The sequence below is a fragment of the Cellvibrionales bacterium genome (genome assembly GCA_016713115.1).
GTDB lineage: Bacteria > Pseudomonadota > Gammaproteobacteria > Pseudomonadales > UBA7239 > UBA7239.
Map to the genome: position 1 here is coordinate 1,200,231 of JADJPU010000001.1, position 24,737 is coordinate 1,224,967.

The following is a 24,737-nucleotide window of genomic DNA, read 5'->3' on the forward strand; positions in this document are numbered from 1 at the left end:
TTGCATCCGTACCATTGAACGCCTTCGCTTCTAAAATTTCCTTGGACGGCCATTTCGAGCATTTTGTCGATTAAAAAAGCGAACTTTCTTTCTCGGCCATAGCGCAACCTGATTTTATCAAAACACATTTTTTACCACTGCACAGTACGCGCAGCTTAGGCTACAACACCAATGCGCATTGGTTTCGCGCTGTTTTGAACCCTGCACCTGATGCGCCAAAGCGTTGGGTTCTGGTTATAGGTTCTGCCGAGTTGGAGAATGTCGATGTGTGGCTGGGCGATGATGTGCGCGGTTTTCAATACTATGCGTTGGGTTATCACCGTTCGTATGAGGGTCGCCCGCTAGGTACGCGGTTGTTTTCTATCCCAATGGATGTGTTTGTTGGCACGCAGATTTATTTGCGCGTTAGCACCACGAATGCGCTCAATGTGCATGCAAACCTATGGCAGGTTAATGCGTTTACTACGCATGAAACGCGCGACAATTTTTATCGCGGCGGTTATTTCGGGATTTTATTAATCGTGGTGGTGTTGTATCTTATCTTCGGTTTGCGTGCCGCAGATTCGGTGTTGTTGGCTTATGCTGGCTATATCTCGGCGCAGTTATTATTTCATTTGGGGACCAATGGCTATTTGCCAGTTTTATTAGGAGAGGATAGCGCATGGGCAACCGATGCTTTGCCTCGTATTGGCTGGTTGGGTGGTGCAGCCTGTATTGCACTGATGTGGGACAAATTGTTGGAGCTAAAAAACACACTGCCTCGCCTGCATATTTTTTATTTATGGAATATCGGTTTTAGTCTGTCATTTTTGCCTTTCGCACTCATGCCATTTCTAGTGGGCGAGTGGTTGCTGTACTTCGTGAAATTAGAAAATGCGCTTAACATTTTTATATTTTTCATCAGCATGGTGTTGTTATGGAGATATTGGCGGCGCGACAAGCGCGCTGAGCTGTTGGTGTATTTTGTTGCGTTTGCTATTCCTGCATTAGCAACAGCAGTGAACGCCAGTTTGAATCAAGGCTGGCTGGCGTGGAATGCTGTTACGGCAGAGTTTTACCAAGTCGCCACGCTGGTGCATGTGCTCGTGATGAGTTACGGCCTTGCCTTGCGCCTGCGACAGATGCAAGTAGACAAACAAGCGGCTGAACAGGAGGTAGTGCTTGCTGCGCAGCGTGCTGAAGAGCAGCGCCGCTTTGTAGCGATGTTATCTCACGAGTTTGGCAATCCGCTGGCAGCGATTGATCGCGCGGCACAAATGATACAAATCAAAGCAGGCGATCTGTCGTCACAAGAACAGCAGCGCTTGCAACAAATTCGCCACAACGCGTCAACATTATCCGGCTTTGTCAGTAATTTTTTGATGACAGAAGCCTTGGATCACAACGCTATTTCACCGGCGCGACAACGGTGTGCCATTGATAACTTATTTGCACAAAGTGTGCAGCAACTCGACCAAGAAGCGCAGCAGCGTTTACGTTTTACCACGACACCATTGGATGCCACATTTTTGCTGGATGCCAGGTTAATACAAGCGGCATTGATTAACTTAATTAACAATGCCTTGCGCTATTCGCCGCCTGACAGCGCGGTGAGTGTGACGGCTACACAGCGTACTGCCGGTTTGTCTATGGCAGTGACAGACTGCGGCACAGGTTTAAGTGCGGCAGAGCTGGACAGCTTGGGCAAGCCCTACTTTCGCGCCACTTCTGCGCAAGGCAAGGCGGGCAGTGGGCTGGGCTATTATTTTTCGCGCCGCATTGTTGAGGCGCATGGCGGTACACTGAAGGCTCGTTTATCAGAGCGTGGAGGTTTGGTGGTGGAGCTGTTTCTGCCGTCGCCTGTGCGTGATTAAGGTTTTAAGTTGAGAACTGCACCATCGCCAGCAGACAAACAGTTCACCGCTTGTTCCGAATGCGATTTGCTCTTGGAGGAGGTCGCTGTGCCCGAGGGCAGTGAATCCATCTGTCCGCGCTGCGGTCACGGCTTGCAGGAAGGTCGCCCCGACAGCGTGCTGCATGCGGTTATTCTGTCCACTATTGGCTTGATTTTATTGGTGCCAGCGATGGGTATGCCGCTGTTGAGTCTGTCGTCCACCGGCTTGCTGCATGATGTCTCGCTGACGGAAGCGGTGTTGGCGTTAGGCAATAGCGGCTACTGGGAGGTGGCTGCTTTGGTTGCCGTGTGCGCACTGGCGGCGCCATTTTTGAATCTCTGGTTGGTATTTACCGTTAGTACGGTTTTGCAGCTGGGAGGTTCGCCCGCGTGGCTGCCCAGATTATTGCGACTGAATCATCATGTACGAGAGTGGGCCATGCCGGAAGTGTTCTTGCTGGCGGTGTTGGTGTCGATAGTCAAACTAAAAGATATGGCGCAGTTGCTACCCGATGTTGGGCTGTATTGTTTTGTCTGCCTGATGCTGTGTACATTGCTCATGGAGACGCTGATCGACCAGCATGAGCTCTGGCAGGCGTATGAAAAGAATCGCGCACAGGAAATGTAGCCATGGAACCCATCCGTATTACCTACCGCATCGGCCTCAATGACAAAACCACGGAAGTGTTTGATTTTGATCTCGATGGCGAATCGTTTGAGTTGATCAGCAAGCCGATTGCCAATCCGCCGTCGTGGACGGAGTTGGCATTCAAGCAGTGCTCACATTGCCCGCTGAAAGTGGAAGAACATAAACATTGCCCGCTCGCTTTGCAGCTGCATGATGTGATTGAACGCTTTCACGCTACGCGTTCGATTGATGAAGTGAAGCTGGAAGTGGTGACAGAGGAGCGCACTGTCGTACAAACCACTGCCTTGCAGCGCGTGTTGAGTTCTATGTTGGGTTTGATTTCTCCCACCTGTGGATGCCCTAAGACGGCCTACATGCGCCCGATGGCGCGCTTTCATTTGCCCTTATCTTCAGAAGAAGAAACCGTGTTTCGTGTCGCTGGCATGTATTTAGTGGCACAATATTTTTTAACGCACAACGGTAAAAAAGGTCAGTTTGCGTTTGATGGCCTAATAAAAATTTACGAAGACTTGCATATTCTTAACAAGGCGATTGCCAGTCGTTTGCAGTACGCTACCGATTCGGATTCCTCCAAAAATGCCATCACTTTATTGGATATGTATTCCAGTTTGGTACCGATGTTGTTAGAAGATCAGCTGGCAGAAATTCGCGGATTTTTCTCCGCCTTCTTACCAAAAGATGAAATCAAAACCGATGCGCCCAGCAATAATTATTTGGAAAAAGCCAAAGCCTTTGTGTTGGAATTTGAATCGGATTTAGCTTTAGCCCCCATTGAAAACGCAGACGGCAATAGTGACAGCGATGTGCCTGCGTGGTTGCGCGGCTCTTTTGACGAGGATGAGAAAAAACCAGCTGCAGGCAAAGTGGCGGACACTGCGGCGATTGATGCGATTCTCAGCGCGTCCAGTTTATCGCTGTCATTAGAGCCAACAGAAACACCGCCGGAACGCCCCACGGGCAAAGCGGTGTTTACCCTGCCGGATGACGAACCACCACCAAAGCCGCGTTAACCATGTTGGAAGCCAGTTCACCAGTAACGGCAGCCAGTCGCGGTTTGGCGCTGTGTAAAAGTTGCCATCATTTACAGCCTTGTTTGCCAAAGAGTTCGGTGCGCTGCGCGCGCTGTGGCGAGCGCGTGTTTATGCGCAAACCGTACAGCATCGGTTTGAGCTGGTTTTTTTTGTTGTTAGCCCTTCTTTTTCTTATCCCCGCCAATATGCTGCCAATTATGAATATCTTGTTATTCAATCGCGGCGATCCGTCTACCATTATCGGCGGGGTGGCGTTGTTGTTTCACCATGGTATGTATGCAATTGCGGCTGTTGTTTTTATTGCCAGTTTTGTGGTGCCGTTGGGCAAGGCGATCAGTATCATTGTGTTGCTGTTGTCAGTGCAGTTTCGCTGGCCGATGAGTATGCGGCGGCGTGTCACGGTATACCGCGTGGTGGAATTTCTCGGTCGCTGGTCGATGCTGGATATTTTTGTCGTTGCGGTCATGGTGGGTTTGGTGCAATTGGGTCAAACCGCCGCTGTGCTGCCGGGCATGGGAGCGACGGCTTTTGGTGCGGCAGTCATCTTAACCATGCTGTCATCGATGAGTTTTGATCCGCGTTTGATTTGGGATACTGCTGTATCTACAGATTGATTTTTTCTGTTTTATTTTTGTTATTTCTATAAAGGTGTGATGCATGAAAGTTGTTCGTCGTTTGTTGTTGGGTGTTTCACTGTTAACTTTGGTGAGTGGGTGTACCTCTTTAAATCGTTGGTTCGACAGCCTAGGAGAGAATAAAGTCGAAAACAAAACCACATCCAAGCAAACCGTAGCTAACAACAAAAATCCAGAAGATAAAAAACCAGAAGATAAAAAACCAGAAGATAAAAAACCAGAAGATAAAAAACCAGAAGAGAAAAAGCCATCACATCATCAAGCAGCGGAAAAAAAATCCCCCAGTAAAAAAGATATGGAGAAAAAAGCATTTAACAGCCAGTTCTCTGGTTGGTTGGTGGATTACACTGATATGAAAGAAAACAAAACCGCGAGTGGCGGCACCAGTTTGTTGTGGGTGAGTCCAGATCTGAAAAAAGGCAAATACACCGCCATTATGATTGATCCTATCGGCTTGTATCCGCGCCCACCGTTGTTGGCAAAAGTGTCTAAGGGCCGCATGTTGGAAGCACTCACCTATATTAAAACCCGCGCTACCAATCAGATTGGCAGCACTTTGAAAATTGTCGACAAGCCAGGGCCTGGTGTGTTGCGTTTAGATGCAGCAATTACTGGCGTCAAAACATCGGCAGAAAAAAATTCGCGCAACGATGCTAAAAATATTCCTGTGGCGATGATCTTTGCAGACATGTCGCCTGCTGCCAGCCAGCCAGAACAGAGTTTGGTGGTGTACTTGGAAGCGCGTCTGCGCGACAGCCAGACCAACAAAATTTTAGTGAAATCTATACGCGCCGGCACAGGCAGTGCGGCCGGCAAAGACAAGGTGTTGGTCGATCATATGAAGCCGGTGTTGAACAGCTGGGTGCAAGACGCCGATACTTTTATTCGTGAGCATGTTAAGTAAAACAAAAAATCAAATGCCATTTTTGTAGAGAGATAGTGCGTGGACGACAATACACTTTCGATGCCTTCCGTGAGAAAAAAGCGTCAGGTTGCTTACATTTGGCTGCTGCCGTTGATTGCTTTGCTGGTGGGTATTTGGTTGGTGTGGCGCAGCCTATTGGACATGGGGCCCACTATCACGGTGGAATTTGAAAATGGCGACGGCATCGTCGCCAATCAAACGCCGGTGAAGCACAAGGGTATTACAGTGGGTATGGTGCGCAAATTGCGCGTTAAAGACGACATGAGCGGTGTGTTGGTTGATGTCGAAGTTGATAAGGCTGTGGAGCACAAGCTTGGTGGTGTGCCGAAAGAGGCGCAGTTTTGGTTGGTACAACCTCAGGTGTCACTGGGCGGCATTTCGGGCATTAACACGATTTTTTCTGGCAACTATATTGGCGTGCAGTTGCCATCCACGGAACTCAGCAGTGAAACAAGCACGCATTTTGTGGCGTCTAATATGGCGCCGCTGTTGCCAGACAATGCGCCTGGATTGCGCATACAGTTGCGCACAGACCGCTTGGGTTCGCTCGGCGCAGGTGCGCCAATATTGATGCGCCAAATCAAGGTGGGTTATGTGCAAGCCGCTGCAATGGCAGCAGATGGCAGCGGCGTAGAAGTGAGCGCGTATATCCTGCCGGAATTCGCAAAAATGGTGCATAAAAACACGCGTTTTTGGAATGCCAGTGGTGTGCAAGTCAATATGAATTTGAGTGGAATCCAAATTAAAACCGATTCCATGATTAGCTTGTTGGCTGGTGGCATAAGTATGAGTTTGCCAAAAGATAATGACAGCACACCACCGGCAAACAATGGCGATAGTTTTTTGTTGTATCAAGATTACGAAGCGGCAGAAACCAGTACCTTCGTTAATGTGCGTTTTTCTTCCGCAGAAGGTTTGGCAAAAAATGTAACCAGGGTAATGTACAAAGGTATTCCCGTCGGAAAATTGCGCGATGTGTGGTACAGAAACAAAGATGATGCTGTGATCGGTCGCTTTGGTATCGATCCGCGCTTTGAATCTTTTATCACGGATAAAACGCGTTTTTGGATGGTGCGCCCCCAGTTCTCTGTTACAGGCATTACGGGTTTGGATGCGTTGACATCTGGTGGCGCGTATCTCGCGTTTACGCCAGACACGACGGGAAATCCTGCGCAAGATCATGAGTTTCTTACAGCATCTGGTCCTGATGCCATGGATTACAGTGAGCCAGGTTTGCACTTGCGTTTAACTGCACCAACGGCAGGTTCAGTCAGTAATGGTGCGCCGGTGTATTACCGCGAATTTGTGGTGGGCATAGTTCAAAACAGTGAGTTGGAACACGAACAAGTAGCGGTTCATGTTTTGGTAAGACCAGAATATCGTCACCTCGTTAACAGCAGTAGTCGGTTTTGGAATGTGAGTGGTATTCACGCTAATGCTAGTTTACAAAAAGGCATTCAGATACAAACTTCGTCCATGGTGTCGATGTTGGCGGGCGGCATTGCCTTTGACACACCTAATGAAAACGCCAACAAAGACATACACGATGGCAGCAGCTTTAAATTGTTTGATAACGAGCAGCAGGCGACGGTTGTTTCTCCCAGCGCCTTGCCTGGCGTGCATCTCAATTTAGAAACAGATGATGCGGCGGGCATTAGCGTTGGTGCGCCGGTGCTGCATCGCGGTTTAACTGTGGGCTCTGTGCAAGATGTACGGCACAGTATTGATGGCAAGCGCGTGCAAATTCGCGTTTATATTGCCACAGAACATGCAAAAATTTTGCAGGCCGGTGTGCGTTTTTGGCGTGCCGGCGCTTTGGATATGAAAGTGGGTACTCGTGGCGCAACAGTGCGAGTGGGTTCTGTTGCACAAATGCTGGCCGGCGGTGTGGCATTTGATAATTTTGATGGTGAACAGCATGTTGCACAGAAAGTAGCAACGGATGATTGTTTGCGTTTGTACAGTAGCAAAGAAGCCGCTGCTAATGCCGGCGCGTTTGTGCGTTTGCATTTGCAAGAAGCAAAGGGGCTGACAGCTGGCAGTGAAATTCGCTATCGCGGGATCGCGCTGGGGGAAATCACACGCTTGCAATTGCGCCGTGATATGAAAGGTGTCGATGCGGATGCCGCATTAAAAACCGACGCACTGCCACTGCTGAATACCGGCACGCAATTTTGGAAAGTCGAACCTGCCGTTGGCTTGGCACGTACACAAAATTTGGATGCGCTGTTGGGCAGCTATCTGGAGTTGTTTCCCGGCAAAGGCAGTGCGGCGCGCGAATTTTCTGTCAGCTCACGCAAGCCTGTCACCACAGCTCTGCCTGACGGTTTGAACTTGCGCGTAGTAGCCAAAGCTTTGGGTTCTTTGAAAAGCGGCGATCCGGTTTTGTTTCGCCAAGTCCCCGTGGGCACCGTGCTGGGCAGCGATGTATCACCAGATGGTGACACGGTTTACATCTATCTCAATATTTTTCCGCAGTACGCAAAACTGGTGCAAGTGAACAGCCACTTCTGGAATGCCAGCGGCATTGCTGTGGATGTGGGTTTGTTTTCTGGCATAAAAATTCGCACTGAAGGTGCGGAAGCGGTGTTGGCGGGCGGCGTTGCTTTTTCTACACCAGAAAAAATAGCAGCAGCGGCAAAAGAAGGTGACAGTTTTACCTTGCACGATGAACCCTGAACAATAAATCCATACTCACTGGAAAAGGATTTCCATGTCGATTATTCAATTTTTTGATGCGCTGATTCCTTCGCTGTGCGTGTTGTGCCGCAGCGCCATACGCGGTCGCAAACCGTTGTGCACTGTTTGTGAAAAAAGTTTGCCGTGGAATGTAATGGCTTGCACGCGCTGCGCCATGCCGCTGCCGGTTGCGGCGCGCGCATGTGCCACTTGCCTGCAAATGCCGCCCAGTTTTGCGCGTGCGTTTTGTGCGTTTCGCTACGAAGAGCCGGTTGCCGACTTGCTAAATCGTTACAAACACGGCGGCCAGTTGGCGAACGGGTACTGGCTGGCGCGTAGTTTTGCGCAGCAAGTGCGCCTGCACTATCAAACAGAAACCATGGCATTGCCGGATTGCGTACTGCCGGTGCCTCTGCATTGGCGACGGCTGCAACAGCGCGGTTTTGATCAGGGGCGGGAAATCGCGTGTGTGTTGGCGCGCCAGTTGTGCCTGCCCTTATCCACAGCCTTGCAGCGCCAGCGCAATACCACCAGCCAGCAAGGGCTAAGTCGTGTGCAGCGCCACAGCAATCTGCGCGGTGCCTTCGTGCTGCGTAAACCTCTGCCCTACCGCCGCGTGGCTCTGGTGGATGATGTGTTGACCACCGGCAGCACCGCCACCGAAATTACCCGTGTGCTGCAGGCGGCTGGCGTGGCTGAGGTACATGTATGGGCGCTGGCGCGAACACCGTAAAGCGCCTTGGTTCCGCCCAGCCGACCTAACACCTATAATGCGCCCGCTTCCTGCATCCCTGTTTATTGAGAGTGTTTTATGGATTCCGTTTCTTCCGTACTGGTTATGTTTGGCACCGCTACGCTAGTAATCAGCTGGGCTTATCTGATCATCCTGTCGTTCAAAGCCGACTACGCTTGGGGCTTTATGAGCGTGTTTCTGCCGCCGCTGTCTTACACCTACGCCCTGTTTAACTTGGGCAAGGCCTGGGAAGTAATCGCTCTGGCTCTGTTGGGCGCAGGCTTGTTGCTGGCTGGCCTCACCTGAAATACGCCGCAGCGCGCTGCGGCCTACTGCTCCACCTGCTCCATCAATTCTCGCAAATAAGCCGCAGCCTGCTTGCGGCTGGTTTTGTGCATATCAATATTCACCGCAAAACCCTCGTGCTGCGCTGAAATAATACGCTTGCTGTGATCGACATTTTCCTGCAGATCAATCACTTGATATGTCTGAATCGGGCGCGCAATCCCTTTCACTGTAATCTCACCTTTTTCATCGCAAGCCATCACATCTTTAATCAGCGCAAAGGTTTCGTGCGAGATTAAAATTTGATCCGGTTCGGCGTTGGATTCCAAACGGCTGGCTAAATTTACCTGCCCGCCGACGATGGTGTAATCCATGCGACTCTCGCAACCGAAGTTGCCCACCGTGCAGTAGCCAGTGTTAATACCGCAGCGGATATGCAGCGGTTTGTAGATGCCTTCATTTTTCCATTTGGCGCGCAGCGCCACCATGCGGTCGCGCATTTCCAAAGCCATGTGTACACAGGCAATCGCATCTTCTTTCTCGCCGCGCGTTTCCGGATCACCAAAAAACACCATTACTGCATCGCCGATGAATTTGTCTATCGTGCCGCCGTGGCGCAGCGCAATCTGCGCCATTTCATCTAGATAGTTGTTGAGCAAGCCGCTGAGCACTTCTGATTCCAAATTATCCGTCATCTCGGTAAAGCCTTTGATGTCAGAAAAAAACACCGTCAGCTTTTTGCGCCGCGTTTCTACGCGCACATCGTTCTGGCCACTGAATATTGAGCTGTAGACTTGCGGTGATAAGTATTTGGCGAGCTTGGCGGTCAAACCCTCCAGCGCGTGCGTGCGCTCACGCACTTTATCTTCCAATTGGATATTGGATTGTTTTTGCAATTCCAGCGCGTGCGCCTGCGCTGCCAAACTGTCTTTTTTCATCTGTGCAATTTTTGCCGCCAAGCCTAAAGATTGCAGAATAGCCTCAAACACCGAGCCAATTTGAATGGCGTTGCCTGTTAAAAAATTGTGCGGCAGAAAGCCCAGTATCGTCATCATGTAGGTCAATGCGCCCACCAACAGCATCACCCACGACACCATAAAATAGCGCGCCAGCACATTACCCTTGAACAATAAATAAGTGCCGACACCCAACACCAGCGTGCAGACCACACTGGCCAGCACGGTGTGAAAAATATCGAAGCCGTGTACACCCAACACAAAGGGAATAGGAATAGTAAGCAGCGCAGTAAAAGCCGCTATTTTCATCCACTTGAAAATGCGCGGATAAAACTTGGGGATATCAAGAAAAATAGCCGCATAAAAACAGAGAAAAAATAGCATCAAATGGTTGAGGGCGTACAAAAGCAACAGCGCATGGCGCGTGACCCACTCGCCATGGTTTTCCATAATGACGCCTTCAATGCAGGCCATGGCGCTAATAAAGCTGGCCAGATAGAACACATAATACAAATGCGATTTTTCGCGCACGATAAAAAACATCAAGAAGTTGTAGATACCAACCACGGCTAACATGCCGTAGTAAAAACCCTTGATGTACTGATCGATATGATCGTTGTTGCGGAACGCCTCTTTTTTCCAAACCGACAAAGGAAAAACCAAATTCGAGGCCGTGATGCGGTAGATCACTGTTTTGGTTTCCTGCGCCTGCAGTTGCAACGAGAAATTGGGCAGACGGTGGCGCAAGCTGTTGTCGGCATTGATGTTGTTAATGCCGGACGCGCGTTTTTCCCACGCGCCCGCATGGTTCTGCTCATACATCTGAATATCGAGCAGCAGTGGCTGTGCAATCACCAACAGTAAGTCTTGTGCGTCATTGGTACTGTTGTGCAGCGTCAGTTTTGCCCACAGCGCAGCGCGTGTGAAACTAAGATTGATCGTGCCGTTTTCACTGGTTTCCCAAGCGTTAGGCGCACTCACAATATCTGGCAATGATTGCTGCGCGCTCTCATCCACACGAAATTGCAAAAAATTGGCGAGTTGGTAGTGGCTGTCATGCGCGTTGATATTGAGCACAGGTTCCGCGTGGGCAGGAAACACTGTAGCCAACAAAAGTAAAAGCAGCGCGCGAAAAACATAGCTTTGCTTGGCGTACATGAAGAGGTTTCCTTGCGTTACCAGCCAATAAAATTTTTGAGAGTATCGTTGCCGAACAGCGCTTTAGTCAGCGCGAGATCCGTGTTGTCGCCGCCCTATTCTTCTCCACTTATTCTATCGGTTCATGCAAGTAGGTAGTCGCCTGCTGGTGAGTGGTTTTATGCGTATAAATATTCACAGCAAAGTCATTGTGCTGCGCTGAAGTAACGCGATTGTCTTGTTATGTTTTTCATGCCTTACCTGCAGATAGTTTCTTTGCTTCTTGGAGATCAATTTTTGCTTTATGCCCATGCTTTTCTAACATGTGCAACAGGTTTGCACCGTTAAGTAAAACCAAAGGTTTTCCATTAGCGAAGGCATATGAATCTGGACCATAATCAGAAGTGGTAACGAGAACTCCTTTGGTAGCGCCTTCATTTAAAACTGTTCCATATAAATCTCTCACTGCCCCAACGCCAACTGTATTTGTGTAGCGCTTTGCTTGAATTACTATTTTTCCGCCTCTAATTGGGTCAGGATCAAAGGCAACAGCATCAACGCCTCCATCTCGGCTTGCCTGTGTTACCTTGACTTCTCCGCCGCTTGATGAAAACTCTTTTTCAAATATTTCTCTAATTAAATGTTCAAAATCTTCCCAGCCAATTGCTGCAATATTTATACTTTCGTCAATCGTGTTTGCAACTTCATATGCAGTTACAAACCGCCCATCATCTCGGCGGAGCTGCATAATTGGTGGAACAGGGGCTAACCCATGAAGTTTTGAGCTGCCAACCCCTTTCAGCGCTTTAAAGCATGCCTTTGGATCGACTTGCTCCAAATTAATTTGCAGAAACTCTTCTCTATTTGCACGAAGAGAAAGCACACATGAAGTTACTGGCTTTCCTGTTGCTTTGTCTATTGCGGTTACTATGCCATTAAATACAACGGTCTCTATTGCTAGCACAGCATCGGCCTCAAGTATCTCATGAATGGTTCTCAGTGCGACTTGATACAATACATCGTCGTATATTTTTGAAGCTTGGGCGTCAGTTATAAACTGCTCCTCAAACTCTTCATGACTTGCAACATACTTGACAGACTTTAGTCTTGGAAGATCATCTGGAGAGGGAAGTTTATAGTCAATAATTAATGTCCCCGCAGAAAAATCAATGTCGAACTCTTGTGGGAAATAGCTTGGGTACTTGGAAAATGATAGAACCATATCGCAGTACTCTACTACTGATTCTGCATTTTTCTCTTCATAGGATTTTTTCTTTGACTCTATAGCAGCATGCTGCTCATTTTGTTTTTTGATATATTCTTCTTTTTTGCTTGACCATTGAGACAATTGATTTTCATACAATGAAATCTCTAGCTCATACTTTTTATTTATTTGCTCTATTTGTTTTTTCCATGATTGGATATCTTTCTCATATTCATATTTCTTCTCCTCAATTTTCTTTGTTTTTCTGGATGGGATTATCTTGTCAAGAAGGCTAAGCGCAGGAACATACCGCTTATTGTTTTTCTGTGGTTCAAATGGATAGTTTTGACGTATCGGACTAATTGGTTTTTTATCTGGAAAGTCTGATTTATCCTTGAGGCTATCCCAGTTGATAGTGTCATTAACTATAAGCGTTTCTTCTAGAAGATTATCAAGTCTTTCTAGCTCTCTTTTTGCTTCATTTGTTTTCTCATCTTGAACTCTCTTGGCCTCTATCTTGTTCAATTGTTCTTTTGATTTAGCATCTTGGATTTCCCACTTTCCATCCCATTCCTTCGCCTGCAAAGCGGCCTTAATTTTCACAATTGATTCTGAATCTCCACGAATAAGCCTATGCTTTTTTAAGCCGTCATGCCAAAGCTCAATGCTATAAGAAGGTATTCCCCTTGCACTAAATTTCACATAAATATTTTCAACTCTTGTTTCCACTTATATCTCCATAAATTTCGACATTCTGCTAAAGCAAATTTAACTGCGTATAGGCGTGATAGCGAAAATGCTCGGCGGCAAGTTTGTTGTAAATGTGCAGCCCTTCCATTGATGCGGACAAGCGGCATCGCGCTCCTTGCATGAATTCATTCCAGAAGCTTCTGTGGTAAAAACCTTGAGAGGGATTAACTATGCCAGACAGCCTCTTTGTTGCCTACCCGCAGTGGAACCCGTGGATCGTCGCCGTGCAGGGTGAGCCGGTGGTGAATGCTGCACCATGCATTACCGCGTTACGCTTACCCGCACTCTAACGCCTGTCAGTACCCACAGCATCGCTGCTGCTGCGCATGTAACTAATTGTTTAATAAGGATTTTATGCTCAGAGGCAGGCGTGTTTTCGTTGACTTTCCCCCTGTGGAACAGTAGTATCCAGGCGCATTCTCGGAAGGCGTTTCCGCCTCCCTCCCCTGTCATCTGATCAAAAGGTAGCGAACATGAATAAAGTCATGACGGCGGCTGATGTAGTCAGCCAGCTGCGCGATGGTATGACCATCGGCATAGGCGGCTGGGGTCCTCGCCGCAAACCGATGGCGCTGGTGCGCGAAATCCTCCGCTCCAATCTGAAAGACCTCACCGTGGTGGCCTACGGCGGCGCGGATGTCGGCATGTTGTGCGCGGCGGGCAAGGTGAAAAAAGTGATCTTCGCCTTCGTGTCGCTGGACTTTATTCCGCTGGAACCCTACTTCCGCCAAGCGCGTCAGAACGGCGCGATTGAAACCATGGAAGTGGATGAAGGCATGTTCCTGCTCGGTTTGAAAGCGGCGGGTTACAACATTCCGTTTATTCCTACGCGCATCGGCATCGGCACCGATGTGTTGAAACACACCGACATCAAAATGATTGCCTCGCCTTACGACGACAAAGAATGGGTGGCGATGCCCGCTATTAAATTGGATGTGGCACTGGTGCATGTGGATCGCGCCGATGCGCGCGGTGTGTGTCAAATCAAAGGCCCCGATCACTACATGGACGATTTGTTTGTGCGCGCAGCGGATAAAACGTTTGCCACTTGCGATGAGTTAGTCGAAACAGAGTTTTTCCATCAAGGCGACGAAGCGCGCTATGTATTTTGGGAACGCAGCGAAACCACTGGCGTAGTACACATCGCCGGCGGCGCGCATCCCACTTCTTGTGCACCGCTGTACGGTTTTGATACCAAACATTTCAAAGCCTACAACGCTTCGGTGAAAGAAGAAGGTGGTTGGCAAGCGTACTTCGATCAGTACATCGCCTGCAGCGAAAGTGAGTATTTAGAAAAAGTGGGTGGACTTGATGCAATCAAGAAACTGCCGCTGCCCGTGTTTTAATCAGGAGAAACCGAATGAGCAATTACAATTTAGTTGACCTGATTATTTGCGCGGCATCACAAGCGTGGAAAGGCAATGGCGAAGTGTTGGCAACCGGTATCGGCGTGGTGCCGCGTTTGGCGGCTTCACTGGCGATGAAAACTTGCAACCCCGACATGATGATGACCGATTCCGAAGCATGGATGGTGTCTGAACCTGTTCCGGTAGGTCCGCGCGGTGATTACAAACCAAAGTTTGAATCGTGGATGGGTTTCTCGCGCATTTTTGACAATGTGTGGAGCGGAAAGCGCCACGCAATGGTTGGCCCTACGCAAGTGGATCGCTACGGTCAGGCGAATATTTCTATGGTCGGTTCCGATTACAAAAAACCGAAAGTGCAAATGCTCGGTGTGCGCGGATTCCCCGGCAATTCCATCAGCCACGCGAATTCTTTTTTCGTGCCCAACCACAACAAAAAAACTTTTGTGGAAGGCGAGTGCGATATGGTCGGTTCTATCGGCTACAACAAAGCGCGTTTGCCGAAAGGTTGGAGCTTGGAAGAGTTGGTGGACATTCGCTGGATCATCACCAATTTGTGCATCATGGATTTCAGCGGCCCCGATCATCAGATGGCGATTCGTTCGTTGCATCCGGGCGTGACTGTGGAGCAAGTGGCGGAAAACACCAGTTTTCCGCTGCATATTCCGGCCAATATTCCAACCACCGCTGAACCCACAGCGGAACAGCTGGCTCTGCTGGAAAAATTGGATCCGCACAATATTCGCGCAACAGCGCTGGGTTAATTCACCATGACTAAACCGACAGCTCCCGTACTCGAAGGCTGGTTTACGCTGGATACAGAAAAACCGCATTTGATTGGCACGCAGTGCAAAAGCTGCAGCACTTACTATTTCCCCAAGCAAACCGTATTTTGCAAAAATCCGGATTGCGACAGTGAAAGTTTTGATGAAGTGCAGCTGTCGCGCACCGGCAAAATTTGGTCATTCACCAACGCCTGTTATCAACCGCCAGAGCCGTATGTGTCGCCCGACCCGTATGTGCCGTACACCATTATCGCGGTGGAATTGGAAAAAGAAAAAATGATCGTGCTCGGTCAAGCCGTAGCGGGTGTGGAAGTGTCACAGCTAAAAGCAGGCATGAGCGTGGAGTTGGTGTTGGAAAAACTGTTTGAAGATGAACAGTCCACCAAATTGACCTGGAAGTGGAAACCGGTAGCTTGAGGAATTGATGATGAGTAATGAAATTGCAATCCTCGGCGTTGGCATGCACCCGTGGGGAAAATGGGGAAAGAACTTTGTTGAATACGGCGTTGTTGCAGCGCGTGCGGCATTAAAAGATGCAGGTATAAATTGGCGCGATGTGCAATTTGTTTCCGGCGCCGCCACCATGCGCTGCGGTTACCCCGGTTATGTCGCGGGCGCAACCTTCGCACAAGCACTCGGTTGGCAGGGTGCAGAAGTGAATACCTCTTACGCAGCTTGCGCTTCTGGCTCACAAGCACTCGCTGCGGCGCGCACAAAAATTTTATCGGGTCAGTGTGATGTGGCCTTGGTAATCGGTTCTGACACCACACCGAAAGGTTTTTTGAAACCGGCACCGGGTGAACGACCAGAAGATCCAGATTGGGTGCGCTTTCGTTTAGGCATCACCAACCCAAGTTATTTTGCGCTGTACGCGCGCCGCCGCATGGAAATTTACGGCGACACCTTGGCGGATTTCGCCAGCGTCAAAGTAAAAAACGCTGAACACGGTTTCACCAACCCATATGCGCGCTACAAGAAAAAATTTACCGCAGAAGATGTCGCCGCCTCCGCAATGGTGGCCGACCCACTGCGCTTGATGGATGTGTGCGCCACTTCGGACGGTGCAGCCGCATTGATCGTCTGCTCGGCGGCTTACGCGAAAAAAATCGGGCGCGGCGATGCAGTAAAAGTGGCCGCGATTTCTACCGTCACGCCCACCTTTGCTTCTGCGGTGATTGAAATGCCGGATCTCGCCACCGACTCTGCGGTGGCGATGGAAGCGCATTCCTTCCGCGCGGCGCTGCCGAAAAAAGCTTACGCCGAAGCGGGCATCGGCCCAGAAGATATTTCCGTGGCTGAAGTGTATGACTTGTCCACCGCGTTGGAATTGGATTGGTACGAAGATTTGCAATTGTGCGCGCGCGGCGATGCAGCAAAATTGGTGCGCGACGGCGTCACCAAACTCGGCGGCCGTTTGCCGGTGAATCCATCTGGCGGCTTGGCGTGTTTCGGTGAAGCGGTTCCCGCGCAAGCCTTGGCGCAAGTGTGTGAGTTGACTTGGCAGTTGCGCGGTCAAGCAGGTGAGCGCCAAGTGCCGAATGCGAAAGTGGGCATCACTGCCAACCAAGGTTTATTTGGTCACGGCTCGTCAGTGATTTTGAAAAAATAGTTATTGCTGTGTTATAGCTTCTGCTAGAGATAGCGTGATTTCGGGAAATTGTTTCCGTATTTTTTTATCTTCTGTAACAAGTACGGCGTTGTTTTTTTTAGCCAATGCTACAAATTCGCAGTCGTAGGCTGAGCATTTGCTGGTTTCGATAAGCCGCAGCACATCAAGAGATGGCACATCGTATTCACCACCTGCCAGCAGTGTTTCGGCTTCGGTTTGTATGCCGTAGGCTTGCTCCAGCGACAGTATTCCTTTTCTCAGATACAGCGCGAGAACATTGCGAAACTCGCTGCGCCAGAGTACAGGCGCTATCCATCGAGGTTGTTGCAAGAGCAGGCGTTCAGCTTGTTCGCTAAATGCTGTTGGCAGGTACAAATAAGCCAATATGTTGGTGTCAACAACAATCATGGACGTCCCTGTTCGATGGTTTTAGCAATATCTATGGCTTTGAATTGCTTGGAGTTCAAAGAAGTTCTTATCTGCCGTGCGCGTGCCAAACGTTCCTCGTGTTCATTTTTACTGGGAAGCAACACACGCTCCAAGCAGGCAATAGCTTCACTGTTAATGCTGCGGTGATGAGCATTCGCCGCTTGCTTCAGACCGTCATAAACAGCATCAGGGATATTTTTTAGGGTGATGGTTGTGCTCATGGTAGACCTCTAGTTACAACCATAATGGAACCGTTATGGTATTTCGTATGCCTGTGCAAAGCAAATTGGATAATTTAGGTGGTATGTATCCAGTATTTGTAATTTGAGGTAAATCAATGCTGTTTGCCTCTGTGGTTAAAAATTCTTGCTGCCTACAGCAGCAGTGGAAAAACTTGTTACAGTGTTCAAGTTGACGCTGCTTCGTGACATGGTTTAATTCAGATACTAGAAATCATAGGGAGCGACATGAGACCACTTTATATATTGTTCAGCGCGTTGGTAGTCCTCGCTATGCCAAGCCAAGCAGCTAATAGCGCGTTCCTACGATTCAGTTTGAGGATGTCGTACAGCTTGCTTTGCCACGAAGTTGGATTTACCTAGATAAAAATGTTGCTGCACATCTCAATACGTCTTCAGAAGCAGTAGGTAGAATCGTTGGCATTCCTATAAATCAGGGAGACAACAGGATCCTCGTTGCAGCAAATGCGTACGATACTACAGGCAAGTCAAAGGCAACTCTTCGTCTAAGTGTTCGAGCTGGTTCAAGCCCCAGCCAACAGGAGTTTCAAGATTTTGCCAAACAACCGCCGCAGTTTATTCAAGAAACACTGCTACCTGCAGCAAAAGAAACGGCTGATGCAATGCTAAAGGTATCTGGAATCAACTCATACAAGGTCATCGGAGTAAAACTGGATTACAACGGAAAGCTTTATTGTGCGCGCTCAACCTTTGAGGCTGACTATGGTGGGCGTGTTGTGATTTCAGATACTTGGGTTTGTCCTTTGAGTAATCGACTCCTTAAACTTACAGTGTCATACGAAAAACAAAGTCAGGCTGTCTATCAGCCGACTGTTGATTATGTTTGGCGCAGTCTCTCAGCGAAGTAATTGTTGATATTGTGACATTCGATCAATGATGCTCCATTCCTCCAATGATCGGGAAAACCATGGAATCCGAAAATCTGCACAACACGCTAGGAGTAGCTGACAGCAAATCTGCCACTTCGACTCCAGACAAAATACTGAAAAAAATCATACAGGGCTGGATTGCAGGACTTATTTTATCTGTAATCACCCTCGTGTTAACGTTCCCGTCAATACTGAGAACATTGAAGTATTCCAGCTTCTCCGCTTGGGGGCTTTTTGATGTGGTATTGATTCTTGGTCTATCATTCGGCATCTACAAGAAAAGCAGAACTTGTGCTGTCCTAATGCTTCTTTATTTTGCTACATCAAAAATTCTAATTATGGTAGAAGAGGGCAAGCCCACCGAACTAGGCATGGTTCTTATGTTTGGATATTTATTTTGGCAAGGAGTTTCTGGTACTTTTTCCTATCACAAATTCTTGAAAAACATACAGAAATCCACACAATGACCCCTTCATTGTGAGTCGCTTCTTTCTGGCTTGGCTAGGCTTCATGTAGGTGCAGCAGATATAAAAATTACTGCACCAGCGTCAGCTTACTAATCCGCCTTGTCAGCATGTTGTACACGCGCTGTGGATTTTCTTTGATTTTCATGTCGGGATAGCGCTTTACCACGGCCATTACTGTCACTTGTGCGATCAATTTGGCGATGGCGTGACCTAAACAGTAATGCGCGCCCAAGCCGAAGGTATAGGCTTTGTCGAGATTTTCACGCAGCGGGTTGAAGCTGTGCGGATCGGGGAAAACGGATGGATCATGATTGGCAATGGAGAACATAATCTGCACGATTTCGCCTTTTTTAATTTTTTGTCCGTGCAGTTCTAAATCCTCGGCAGCGAAACGGAAAAATCCGCGATTACCAAACGTGTTCCAGCGGAAGGTTTCATCCAGCAAGTTTTGCAATTTATCTTCGTGCTCTAACAGCCAAGGCCCCCACTGCGGATTTTTCACCAAGCCGTAAAAAATATTCAGCATGTAATCAAAGGTGGTGTCTACACCGGCTGCGAGCAGCGCACCCACCAAACCCAGTGCTTCGTTTTCTGACATGCGATCGCCGTCTTCCATGTGGTTAATCAGCGTGGACATAAACGAATCGTCTGGGTTGCGGCGCTTTTCCGCAAATAAGGCACGCAGTTGCGCGATGCCGCGTTCGGCAGCTTCGGTGTCCATGTTGTCCATTTCTGAACTGAAGGCGGCGATGATGGCGTGGCCGAGTGCGTTGAAGTCGCCGCGCATAGCGTCGGGAATGCGGAAATAAATCGCCATCGCATTGATGGGAATTTCACGGCACAGTTTGACCAAATCCAATTCACCATTGCGATCAAAATGTTTCAGCTCTTCTTGCACCAAGGCTTCAATTTCGGGCTTGGCTTCCGCAACAAAACGCGGCGAAAACGCGGGCGACACCAATTTGCGCACGCGCATGTGATCTTTGGCGGGCAGGGCCATCAATAAACTGCTCAACAAATTATCGAGCGGGCTGGACGCATCGTATTCTGGTGCAAATTTCCACAGACGAAAACAGTGGCTCAGACGCTCATCTTTCAAACACTGCAATAAAAATTCGTGCGAGCCAGAGATGTGCCAGCCAATGGTGTGGGGCGACCAAAACGCCGGTTTTTCATCGCGCATGTGGCGATACACCGGGTAGGGATCATCAATAAACGATTGCTTGCGCGGGTTGTAAGCAAAGCACTGTGGCTTGGTGAGCAAGCTGCGCCCCATGTACAGGCCGATACCGATTTTTTGCTTGAAGCTGAGTTTCATCTTGGCGCCACTGTTTCCTTGGAGTGCCGCATGTTACACCGGAAGAATCGCGCTCGAATTGCGTGCTGCACCTAAGACAATTTGCCCAACGCAGTTTGCTAAAATGCCGCTTCCACAAAATTAGCCCGAGACTGCCATGAGCGTATCCCTCAACACCCGCATCACCGAATTACTGGGCTGCCAGTACCCCATCATCCAAACGGCGATGGGCTGGGTGGCAGATCCGCGCTTGGTGGCGGGCACCTGCAACGCGGGTGGCTTCGGCTTTCTCGCCGGTGCCACGATTCCGCCAGAGCACATGGAAGCGGCCATCATCAAAACCAAATCACTGACCGATAAACCTTTCGGCGTGAATTTTCATATGTATCAGCCCAATGCGCCGCAGATTGTGGACATGGTGGTGAAACACGGCGTGCGCGCGGTGAGCTATTCGCGCTCCCCTGGCAAAGACATGGTGAAGAAGTTGAAGGATGCCGGCGTGATCTGCATGCCGACCATCGGTCTGCCTAAGCACGCGGCGAAGGCGATCGAAATGGGTGCCGATGCGGTGACGATTCAAGGCGGCGAAGGCGGCGGTCACACCGGCGCGGTGCCGACTACCCTGCTGGTGCCGCAGGTGATCGACGCGGTGGCTGGCAAAGTGCCGGTGCTGGCGGCGGGCGGCTTCAAAGACGGTCGCGGACTGGTGGCGGCGATGGCTTGGGGCGCGGATGGCATCGCCATGGGCACACGCTTTTTGCTCACGCAGGAGAGCCCCGTGCCGGAGGCCACCAAGCAGCGCTATCTCGCTTGCAAGAACCCCGCTGAAATCATCGTGTCCACTGCGCTGGACGGCATGCCGCAGCGCATGATCCTCAACGAGTTTCTGAAAAGCGTGGAAAAAGCTGGCGCACTGCATAAGTTAGTGCTCGCTTTGCAAAACGGTTTAAAGTACCGCGCACTGACTGGCGCGAGCTATCTCTCCCTGCTGCAGTCTGCATGGGCAATGGCAAAAGACGACGACATGACACTCTCGCAAGCCATGTTTTCCGCCAACGCGCCGATGATTATTCAGAAGGCGATGGTGGAAGGTCGCCCTGCGGAAGGCGTGCTGCCCTCCGGCCAAGTGGCCGGCACCATCGACGATCTGCCCAGCTGCGCCGAGCTGATCGGTCGCATTGCCAAGGAAGCCGAAGAGTGCATTGCCCTGTTGGCGGGTAGGGTGAGCTAGATCAAATCCATAATTTTTATAGGTAGATGGTGGGGGAACGATGGGGTAGCATCGCTGTCCCATAAAAAAGCAGGACAGTATTCCGAGGTCTTCTATGCTTTTTACCCGTAAAACATTGTTAGATTTACCCGAAGACGAACATATCTGCACGCAGCGCCGTCGCTTATTGCGCGGTATGGCTGGCGGTGTGGTTGCTATGGCGGCTCCTGGTCTGGCAAATGCCGCTCGCGTGGTGCCCAGCAAACAGCGCGCGTTATCTTTTGTTCACACGCACACCGGCGAAGAGGTGTCGCTGGTATACAAAGTGGGCGAGCGTTTTCTGCCGCGCTCTATGGCCAGTATTGCGCACTTGATGCGCGATTTTCGCAGCGGCGATGTGCACCCAATTGATCCGCAACTGCTCGATGTGTTGTGGAAAATGCAGCACAGCCTGAAAAACAGCAATCCGTTTGAAATCATTTCAGCGTATCGCTCGCCAAAAACCAACATGATGCTGCGCAATCGCACGGCACATAGTGGTGTAGCGGAGAAAAGTATGCACCTGACCGGTCAGGCAATTGACATTCGTCTGCCCGGTTCGTCGCTCAGTGATGTGCGCGACGCCGCCAAAGAGTTAAAGCGCGGCGGTGTGGGCTATTACTCCGATTCGGATTTTGTGCATGTCGATACCGGCAAAGTTCGGGCTTGGTAATGGCAAAAATCCACATCGATATTCCGGAAACTTTTCCCTTTGCGACCGAATTGGATGTGTATATCGAGCACATCAATGCCGGTCAGCATTTGGGCAATGAGCGCTTGGTGGGTTTACTCAACGAAGCGCGTTTGCGCTATGTCGCTTCTTTGCCACTGCAAGAAAATGGCGTGGATCCGCGCGGCTTTATCGGCGCGGATTTAGCCGTCAACTACAAGGCGGAAGCGCACTACGGCGATCGCTTAAAAATTGAAGTGGCCGCGCAAGATTTTTCCAAATACGGTTGCGACTTTGTATATCGCGTCACCAACTTGAAAACGGGTCAACTGTGCGCCATTGCCAAAACGGCGATGCTTACATTTGATTATCAGGCTAGTTGCTTGAAACCTGTGCCGGATAATTTTGCGCAATTGTTTCCGTCGGGCGTTTAGCCAGCGCGGCTGCGAGTTTGTCATCTTGCGCGTAGATGTCGTTTAAGAAAATCGCTTTCCCTGCACTATCAACATTGGCCGTTAAATAGATCAGTAACACGGGCATTTGCTCTGATAGAGGGTGGTGGCGGTCTCTGCTGTTAGCGATCATTTGTTTGACGCGCGCCTCATCCCAGCCTCCTTGTGGTTCCAAGACAAACAACGCCAGCGCCATGGGGTTGCCGAGGCGCACACAGCCGTGACTTAAGTCACGCCGCTCTTTGGCAAAAAAAGATTTTGACGGCGTGTCGTGCATATAAATGGCGTCGTCATTGGGAAATACAAATTTCAAAGTGCCGAGGGCATTGCCAGCACCGGGGCGTTGGCGAATGCGGTACGCGCCGCGCGCAATACCGTCAAACTCTGCGTCGTTCACTGCGCTGCCAAGCGAGCCGTTACTGCCGACCAGTTCCATATTTTCGTGCGCGAGATAGAACGGATTTTCATCCAGTTTTGGCAAAATTTCTTTGACAATAATGCTGCGCGGCACATTCCAATACGGGGTAAACACGATGCTGCTGAGCGTTTTCTGCATTAGTGGTGTTTGGTTTTTACGCGCCTTGCCAACCACGACAGGCATTTGTAGGACGGATTTAGCTTGTCCGTTGGTATCTGGTTCGTAAGCCCACAAAGTAAACTGCGGCACATTGATTAACAAAAAGCGTTTTCGCAGGGTGTTGTCGTCTAACCAACGCAAGCGCTCCATGGAAAACTCAATTTGTTTTACTCGATCAGGAATCGTGATGCGTAAGTTGTCGTAAGTTTGTTTGCCGAGCACGCCGTCGGGAATTTGACCATGCTGTTGTTGAAATTGTTTTACGCCTTCAACAACTGCGCCGTCATACAGCGTGGTGACATTGGCATTTTCAGGAAGAAAACCTAATGTTTTTAACCAAGCAGCGAGAGCAGGTGTGCCTGCCCAGCTTTCGGTGGGTGTTAATTTTTTTCCTGGGAGAGGAGGGAGCGTGGGTGCAATCGGGTATTGTTCAGCCAATGCGCGATATTGCACTAGTAACCGTCGCAAATCGGCATAGGGTGGAAATGTAGGGCGCAGTGTTGCAATGGCGCCAGTGAGATCGTTGGTCGTCAAAACGGCTTGCAAATGCTGCGCGAATGCCGCGCGCTTTTCCGATGTGTCGATGGCGATACTCAAACTGCGCGGGTCGACGCGGCCGAGGTAAAGGTCACTGGCAAACTGCGCCAGCGCCTTGCTGAGAGCAAGATCAAATGTTGCGAGCTGTGCCGCATCGCTGCTGTTTTGTTGTTGCAGGGCGCTTAACGACTGTTGCAATGTGGTGAGTGAATAGTCGGCGCTACGCAAGCCATCAAATGCGGCTTGGCCGATCATGTCCAGCGCTTGTGTGGCGCGCGTTGTGGGTTTGTTGCCATCCAGCCACAACGGTGCAAATTGCCTTGCTTCATAAACAGAGCGCAAAGGTGGTTGAACGCGACTGGCAATCTCGGCAGCGGGATTCGCTAGCAGAGCTGGCGATAGCAACGCGATGAAAAAAAACGACAGCGAGCGTAACACAGGAGGCATCCTTGTTTTTATGGGGCGGCGCTGAGTGATGATAGCGCAAAGCCTTTGTGTTTGTTTGCCTTGGCTGCGGGCTGGTAAAATCGTCGGCGAATCTGAGAGAGGTCACCATGAGCAAACCCTTTACTACGAGCATCGACAGCCACGGCATCGCGGAGTTGGTTTTTAACAAGCCGCCGGTTAACGCATTCACCTCACAGGGCTGGGCGGATATCGCCGCCGAAATTGAAGCCCTAGGACAAAACAACGCCGTGCGCGTCATCATCATCGCCGCAGAAGGTCGCGGCTTTTGTGCCGGTGTGGATATCAAAGAGCTGGCATCAGACGGCAATTTGATCACCAAAGTGAACAAAGGCAATTACGATACTTTCAAGGCGATTCATCGCAATCCTAAGCCGGTGATTGTCGCAGTGCACGGTTTTGTTTTGGGTGGTGGCATTGGCATTTCCGGTGCGGCCGACATCATTGTCGCCTCCGAGTGCGCCACCTTTGCGGTGCCAGAAGTGGATCGCGGCGCAATGGGCGGTGGCGCGCATTTGCAGCGCATGTTCCCCGTACAAAAAGTGCGCTACATGTATTTCACTGGTGAAGCGATCACCGCGCAGGAAGCCTATCGCTTGGGCGCAGTAGAAAAAGTGGTGCCAAAAGATGAGCTGCGTAAAACTGCGCATGAAATCGCGCTGAAAATTGCCGAGAAAAGTCCGGTGATGATTGCCTTGGCCAAAGAAGCGCTGACCGGCATTGAAGATGGCAATTTGGAAGATAAATATCGCTGGGAGCAGGGCTTTACTTTACAAGCGTACAGCGACAAAGATTCACAAGAAGCGCGCGATGCTTTTGTGGAAAAGCGCGACGCAAAATTCTGATAGCG

The 24,737-nt window shown here is 49.8% G+C and carries 24 protein-coding genes; 18 read left to right on the plus strand and 6 right to left on the minus strand.

Annotated features, from left to right (window positions below):
- The first annotated feature begins 194 nt into the window (after positions 1-194).
- The 8 genes from IPK30_05815 to IPK30_05850 all read left to right on the plus strand — a co-directional run bounded on the left by IPK30_05815 (position 195) and on the right by IPK30_05850 (position 8,831).
- Entirely contained in the window at positions 195-1,853 is a 1,659-nt protein-coding gene (locus tag IPK30_05815) for a hypothetical protein (protein MBK8102798.1), read from the plus strand.
- An 87-nt stretch (positions 1,854-1,940) separates the two neighbouring features.
- A complete protein-coding gene (locus IPK30_05820) occupies positions 1,941-2,501 on the plus strand; it encodes a paraquat-inducible protein A (protein MBK8102799.1) in 561 nt (186 codons plus the stop codon).
- Positions 2,502-2,503: 2 nt separating this feature from the next.
- On the plus strand, positions 2,504-3,532 hold the full coding sequence (locus IPK30_05825) for a hypothetical protein (protein MBK8102800.1): 1,029 nt from the start codon (positions 2,504-2,506) through the stop codon (positions 3,530-3,532).
- Positions 3,533-3,534: 2 nt separating this feature from the next.
- Entirely contained in the window at positions 3,535-4,167 is a 633-nt protein-coding gene (locus tag IPK30_05830) for a paraquat-inducible protein A (protein MBK8102801.1), read from the plus strand.
- A gap of 43 nt (positions 4,168-4,210) precedes the next feature.
- Complete coding sequence (locus IPK30_05835) at positions 4,211-5,092, plus strand: DUF3313 family protein (protein MBK8102802.1); 882 nt, start codon at positions 4,211-4,213, stop codon at positions 5,090-5,092.
- A gap of 39 nt (positions 5,093-5,131) precedes the next feature.
- Positions 5,132-7,792 carry an MCE family protein gene (locus IPK30_05840; GenBank protein MBK8102803.1) on the plus strand — a complete coding sequence of 887 codons (2,661 nt, stop codon included), beginning with the start codon at positions 5,132-5,134 and terminating at the stop codon, positions 7,790-7,792.
- A gap of 34 nt (positions 7,793-7,826) precedes the next feature.
- Positions 7,827-8,525 carry a ComF family protein gene (locus tag IPK30_05845; GenBank protein ID MBK8102804.1) on the plus strand — a complete coding sequence of 233 codons (699 nt, stop codon included), beginning with the start codon at positions 7,827-7,829 and terminating at the stop codon, positions 8,523-8,525.
- A 78-nt stretch (positions 8,526-8,603) separates the two neighbouring features.
- Positions 8,604-8,831: a hypothetical protein gene (locus tag IPK30_05850; GenBank protein MBK8102805.1), complete on the plus strand. Its 228-nt coding sequence runs from the start codon at positions 8,604-8,606 to the stop codon at positions 8,829-8,831.
- A 23-nt stretch (positions 8,832-8,854) separates the two neighbouring features.
- Here IPK30_05850 and IPK30_05855 read toward each other — a convergent pair whose 3' ends face one another.
- Together IPK30_05855 and IPK30_05860 are read right to left on the minus strand one after the other, a co-directional pair.
- Positions 8,855-10,924, minus strand: coding sequence for a hypothetical protein (locus IPK30_05855; protein ID MBK8102806.1), 2,070 nt, complete (start codon positions 10,922-10,924; stop codon positions 8,855-8,857).
- Between the two features lie 229 nt (positions 10,925-11,153).
- Positions 11,154-12,836: a restriction endonuclease gene (locus IPK30_05860; protein ID MBK8102807.1), complete on the minus strand. Its 1,683-nt coding sequence runs from the start codon at positions 12,834-12,836 to the stop codon at positions 11,154-11,156.
- Positions 12,837-13,330: 494 nt separating this feature from the next.
- Between IPK30_05860 and IPK30_05865 the strand changes: the two genes are divergently transcribed.
- From IPK30_05865 to IPK30_05880, 4 genes are read left to right on the plus strand one after another with little or no spacing between them, the layout of a single operon-like run.
- Positions 13,331-14,203 (plus strand): CoA transferase subunit A, encoded by an 873-nt coding sequence (locus IPK30_05865; GenBank protein ID MBK8102808.1) that lies wholly within the window; start codon positions 13,331-13,333, stop codon positions 14,201-14,203.
- Positions 14,204-14,217: 14 nt separating this feature from the next.
- Positions 14,218-14,985, plus strand: a complete 768-nt coding sequence (locus IPK30_05870; protein MBK8102809.1) for a ketoacid CoA transferase — start codon at positions 14,218-14,220, stop codon at positions 14,983-14,985.
- 6 nt (positions 14,986-14,991) lie between these two features.
- Positions 14,992-15,423: an OB-fold domain-containing protein gene (locus tag IPK30_05875; protein ID MBK8102810.1), complete on the plus strand. Its 432-nt coding sequence runs from the start codon at positions 14,992-14,994 to the stop codon at positions 15,421-15,423.
- A 10-nt stretch (positions 15,424-15,433) separates the two neighbouring features.
- On the plus strand, positions 15,434-16,615 hold the full coding sequence (locus tag IPK30_05880; protein ID MBK8102811.1) for a lipid-transfer protein: 1,182 nt from the start codon (positions 15,434-15,436) through the stop codon (positions 16,613-16,615).
- Here the strand turns inward: IPK30_05880 and IPK30_05885 are convergent, their stop codons facing one another.
- On the minus strand, positions 16,616-17,023 hold the full coding sequence (locus tag IPK30_05885; GenBank protein ID MBK8102812.1) for a type II toxin-antitoxin system VapC family toxin: 408 nt from the start codon (positions 17,021-17,023) through the stop codon (positions 16,616-16,618).
- Positions 17,020-17,265 (minus strand): Arc family DNA-binding protein, encoded by a 246-nt coding sequence (locus IPK30_05890; protein ID MBK8102813.1) that lies wholly within the window; start codon positions 17,263-17,265, stop codon positions 17,020-17,022. Before IPK30_05890 ends, IPK30_05885 begins: the two co-directional genes overlap by 4 nt.
- A 356-nt stretch (positions 17,266-17,621) precedes the next feature.
- On the opposite strand from IPK30_05890, the gene IPK30_05895 reads away from it, so the two are divergent.
- Both IPK30_05895 and IPK30_05900 read left to right on the plus strand, forming a co-directional pair.
- Positions 17,622-18,152 carry a hypothetical protein gene (locus IPK30_05895; protein ID MBK8102814.1) on the plus strand — a complete coding sequence of 177 codons (531 nt, stop codon included), beginning with the start codon at positions 17,622-17,624 and terminating at the stop codon, positions 18,150-18,152.
- Between the two features lie 59 nt (positions 18,153-18,211).
- Entirely contained in the window at positions 18,212-18,640 is a 429-nt protein-coding gene (locus IPK30_05900) for a hypothetical protein (GenBank protein MBK8102815.1), read from the plus strand.
- Positions 18,641-18,707: 67 nt separating this feature from the next.
- Here IPK30_05900 and IPK30_05905 read toward each other — a convergent pair whose 3' ends face one another.
- Positions 18,708-19,958, minus strand: coding sequence for a cytochrome P450 (locus IPK30_05905; protein ID MBK8102816.1), 1,251 nt, complete (start codon positions 19,956-19,958; stop codon positions 18,708-18,710).
- Between the two features lie 136 nt (positions 19,959-20,094).
- On the opposite strand from IPK30_05905, the gene IPK30_05910 reads away from it, so the two are divergent.
- From IPK30_05910 to IPK30_05920, 3 genes are all read left to right on the plus strand, one after another.
- Positions 20,095-21,168 carry a nitronate monooxygenase gene (locus IPK30_05910; GenBank protein MBK8102817.1) on the plus strand — a complete coding sequence of 358 codons (1,074 nt, stop codon included), beginning with the start codon at positions 20,095-20,097 and terminating at the stop codon, positions 21,166-21,168.
- Positions 21,169-21,262: 94 nt separating this feature from the next.
- Entirely contained in the window at positions 21,263-21,859 is a 597-nt protein-coding gene (locus tag IPK30_05915) for a DUF882 domain-containing protein (GenBank protein MBK8102818.1), read from the plus strand.
- Positions 21,859-22,290 carry a thioesterase family protein gene (locus tag IPK30_05920; protein MBK8102819.1) on the plus strand — a complete coding sequence of 144 codons (432 nt, stop codon included), beginning with the start codon at positions 21,859-21,861 and terminating at the stop codon, positions 22,288-22,290. Before IPK30_05915 ends, IPK30_05920 begins: the two co-directional genes overlap by 1 nt.
- On the opposite strand, the gene IPK30_05925 is transcribed toward IPK30_05920, so the two are convergent.
- Positions 22,232-23,860, minus strand: a complete 1,629-nt coding sequence (locus IPK30_05925; protein ID MBK8102820.1) for a L,D-transpeptidase family protein — start codon at positions 23,858-23,860, stop codon at positions 22,232-22,234. The two genes, IPK30_05920 and IPK30_05925, sit on opposite strands and share 59 nt — an antisense overlap.
- Before the next feature lie 116 nt (positions 23,861-23,976).
- On the opposite strand from IPK30_05925, the gene IPK30_05930 reads away from it, so the two are divergent.
- The gene (locus IPK30_05930) at positions 23,977-24,732 is read left to right on the plus strand and encodes an enoyl-CoA hydratase family protein (GenBank protein ID MBK8102821.1); all 756 of its coding nucleotides are present in this window, start codon (positions 23,977-23,979) and stop codon (positions 24,730-24,732) included.
- Positions 24,733-24,737 lie beyond the last annotated feature (5 nt).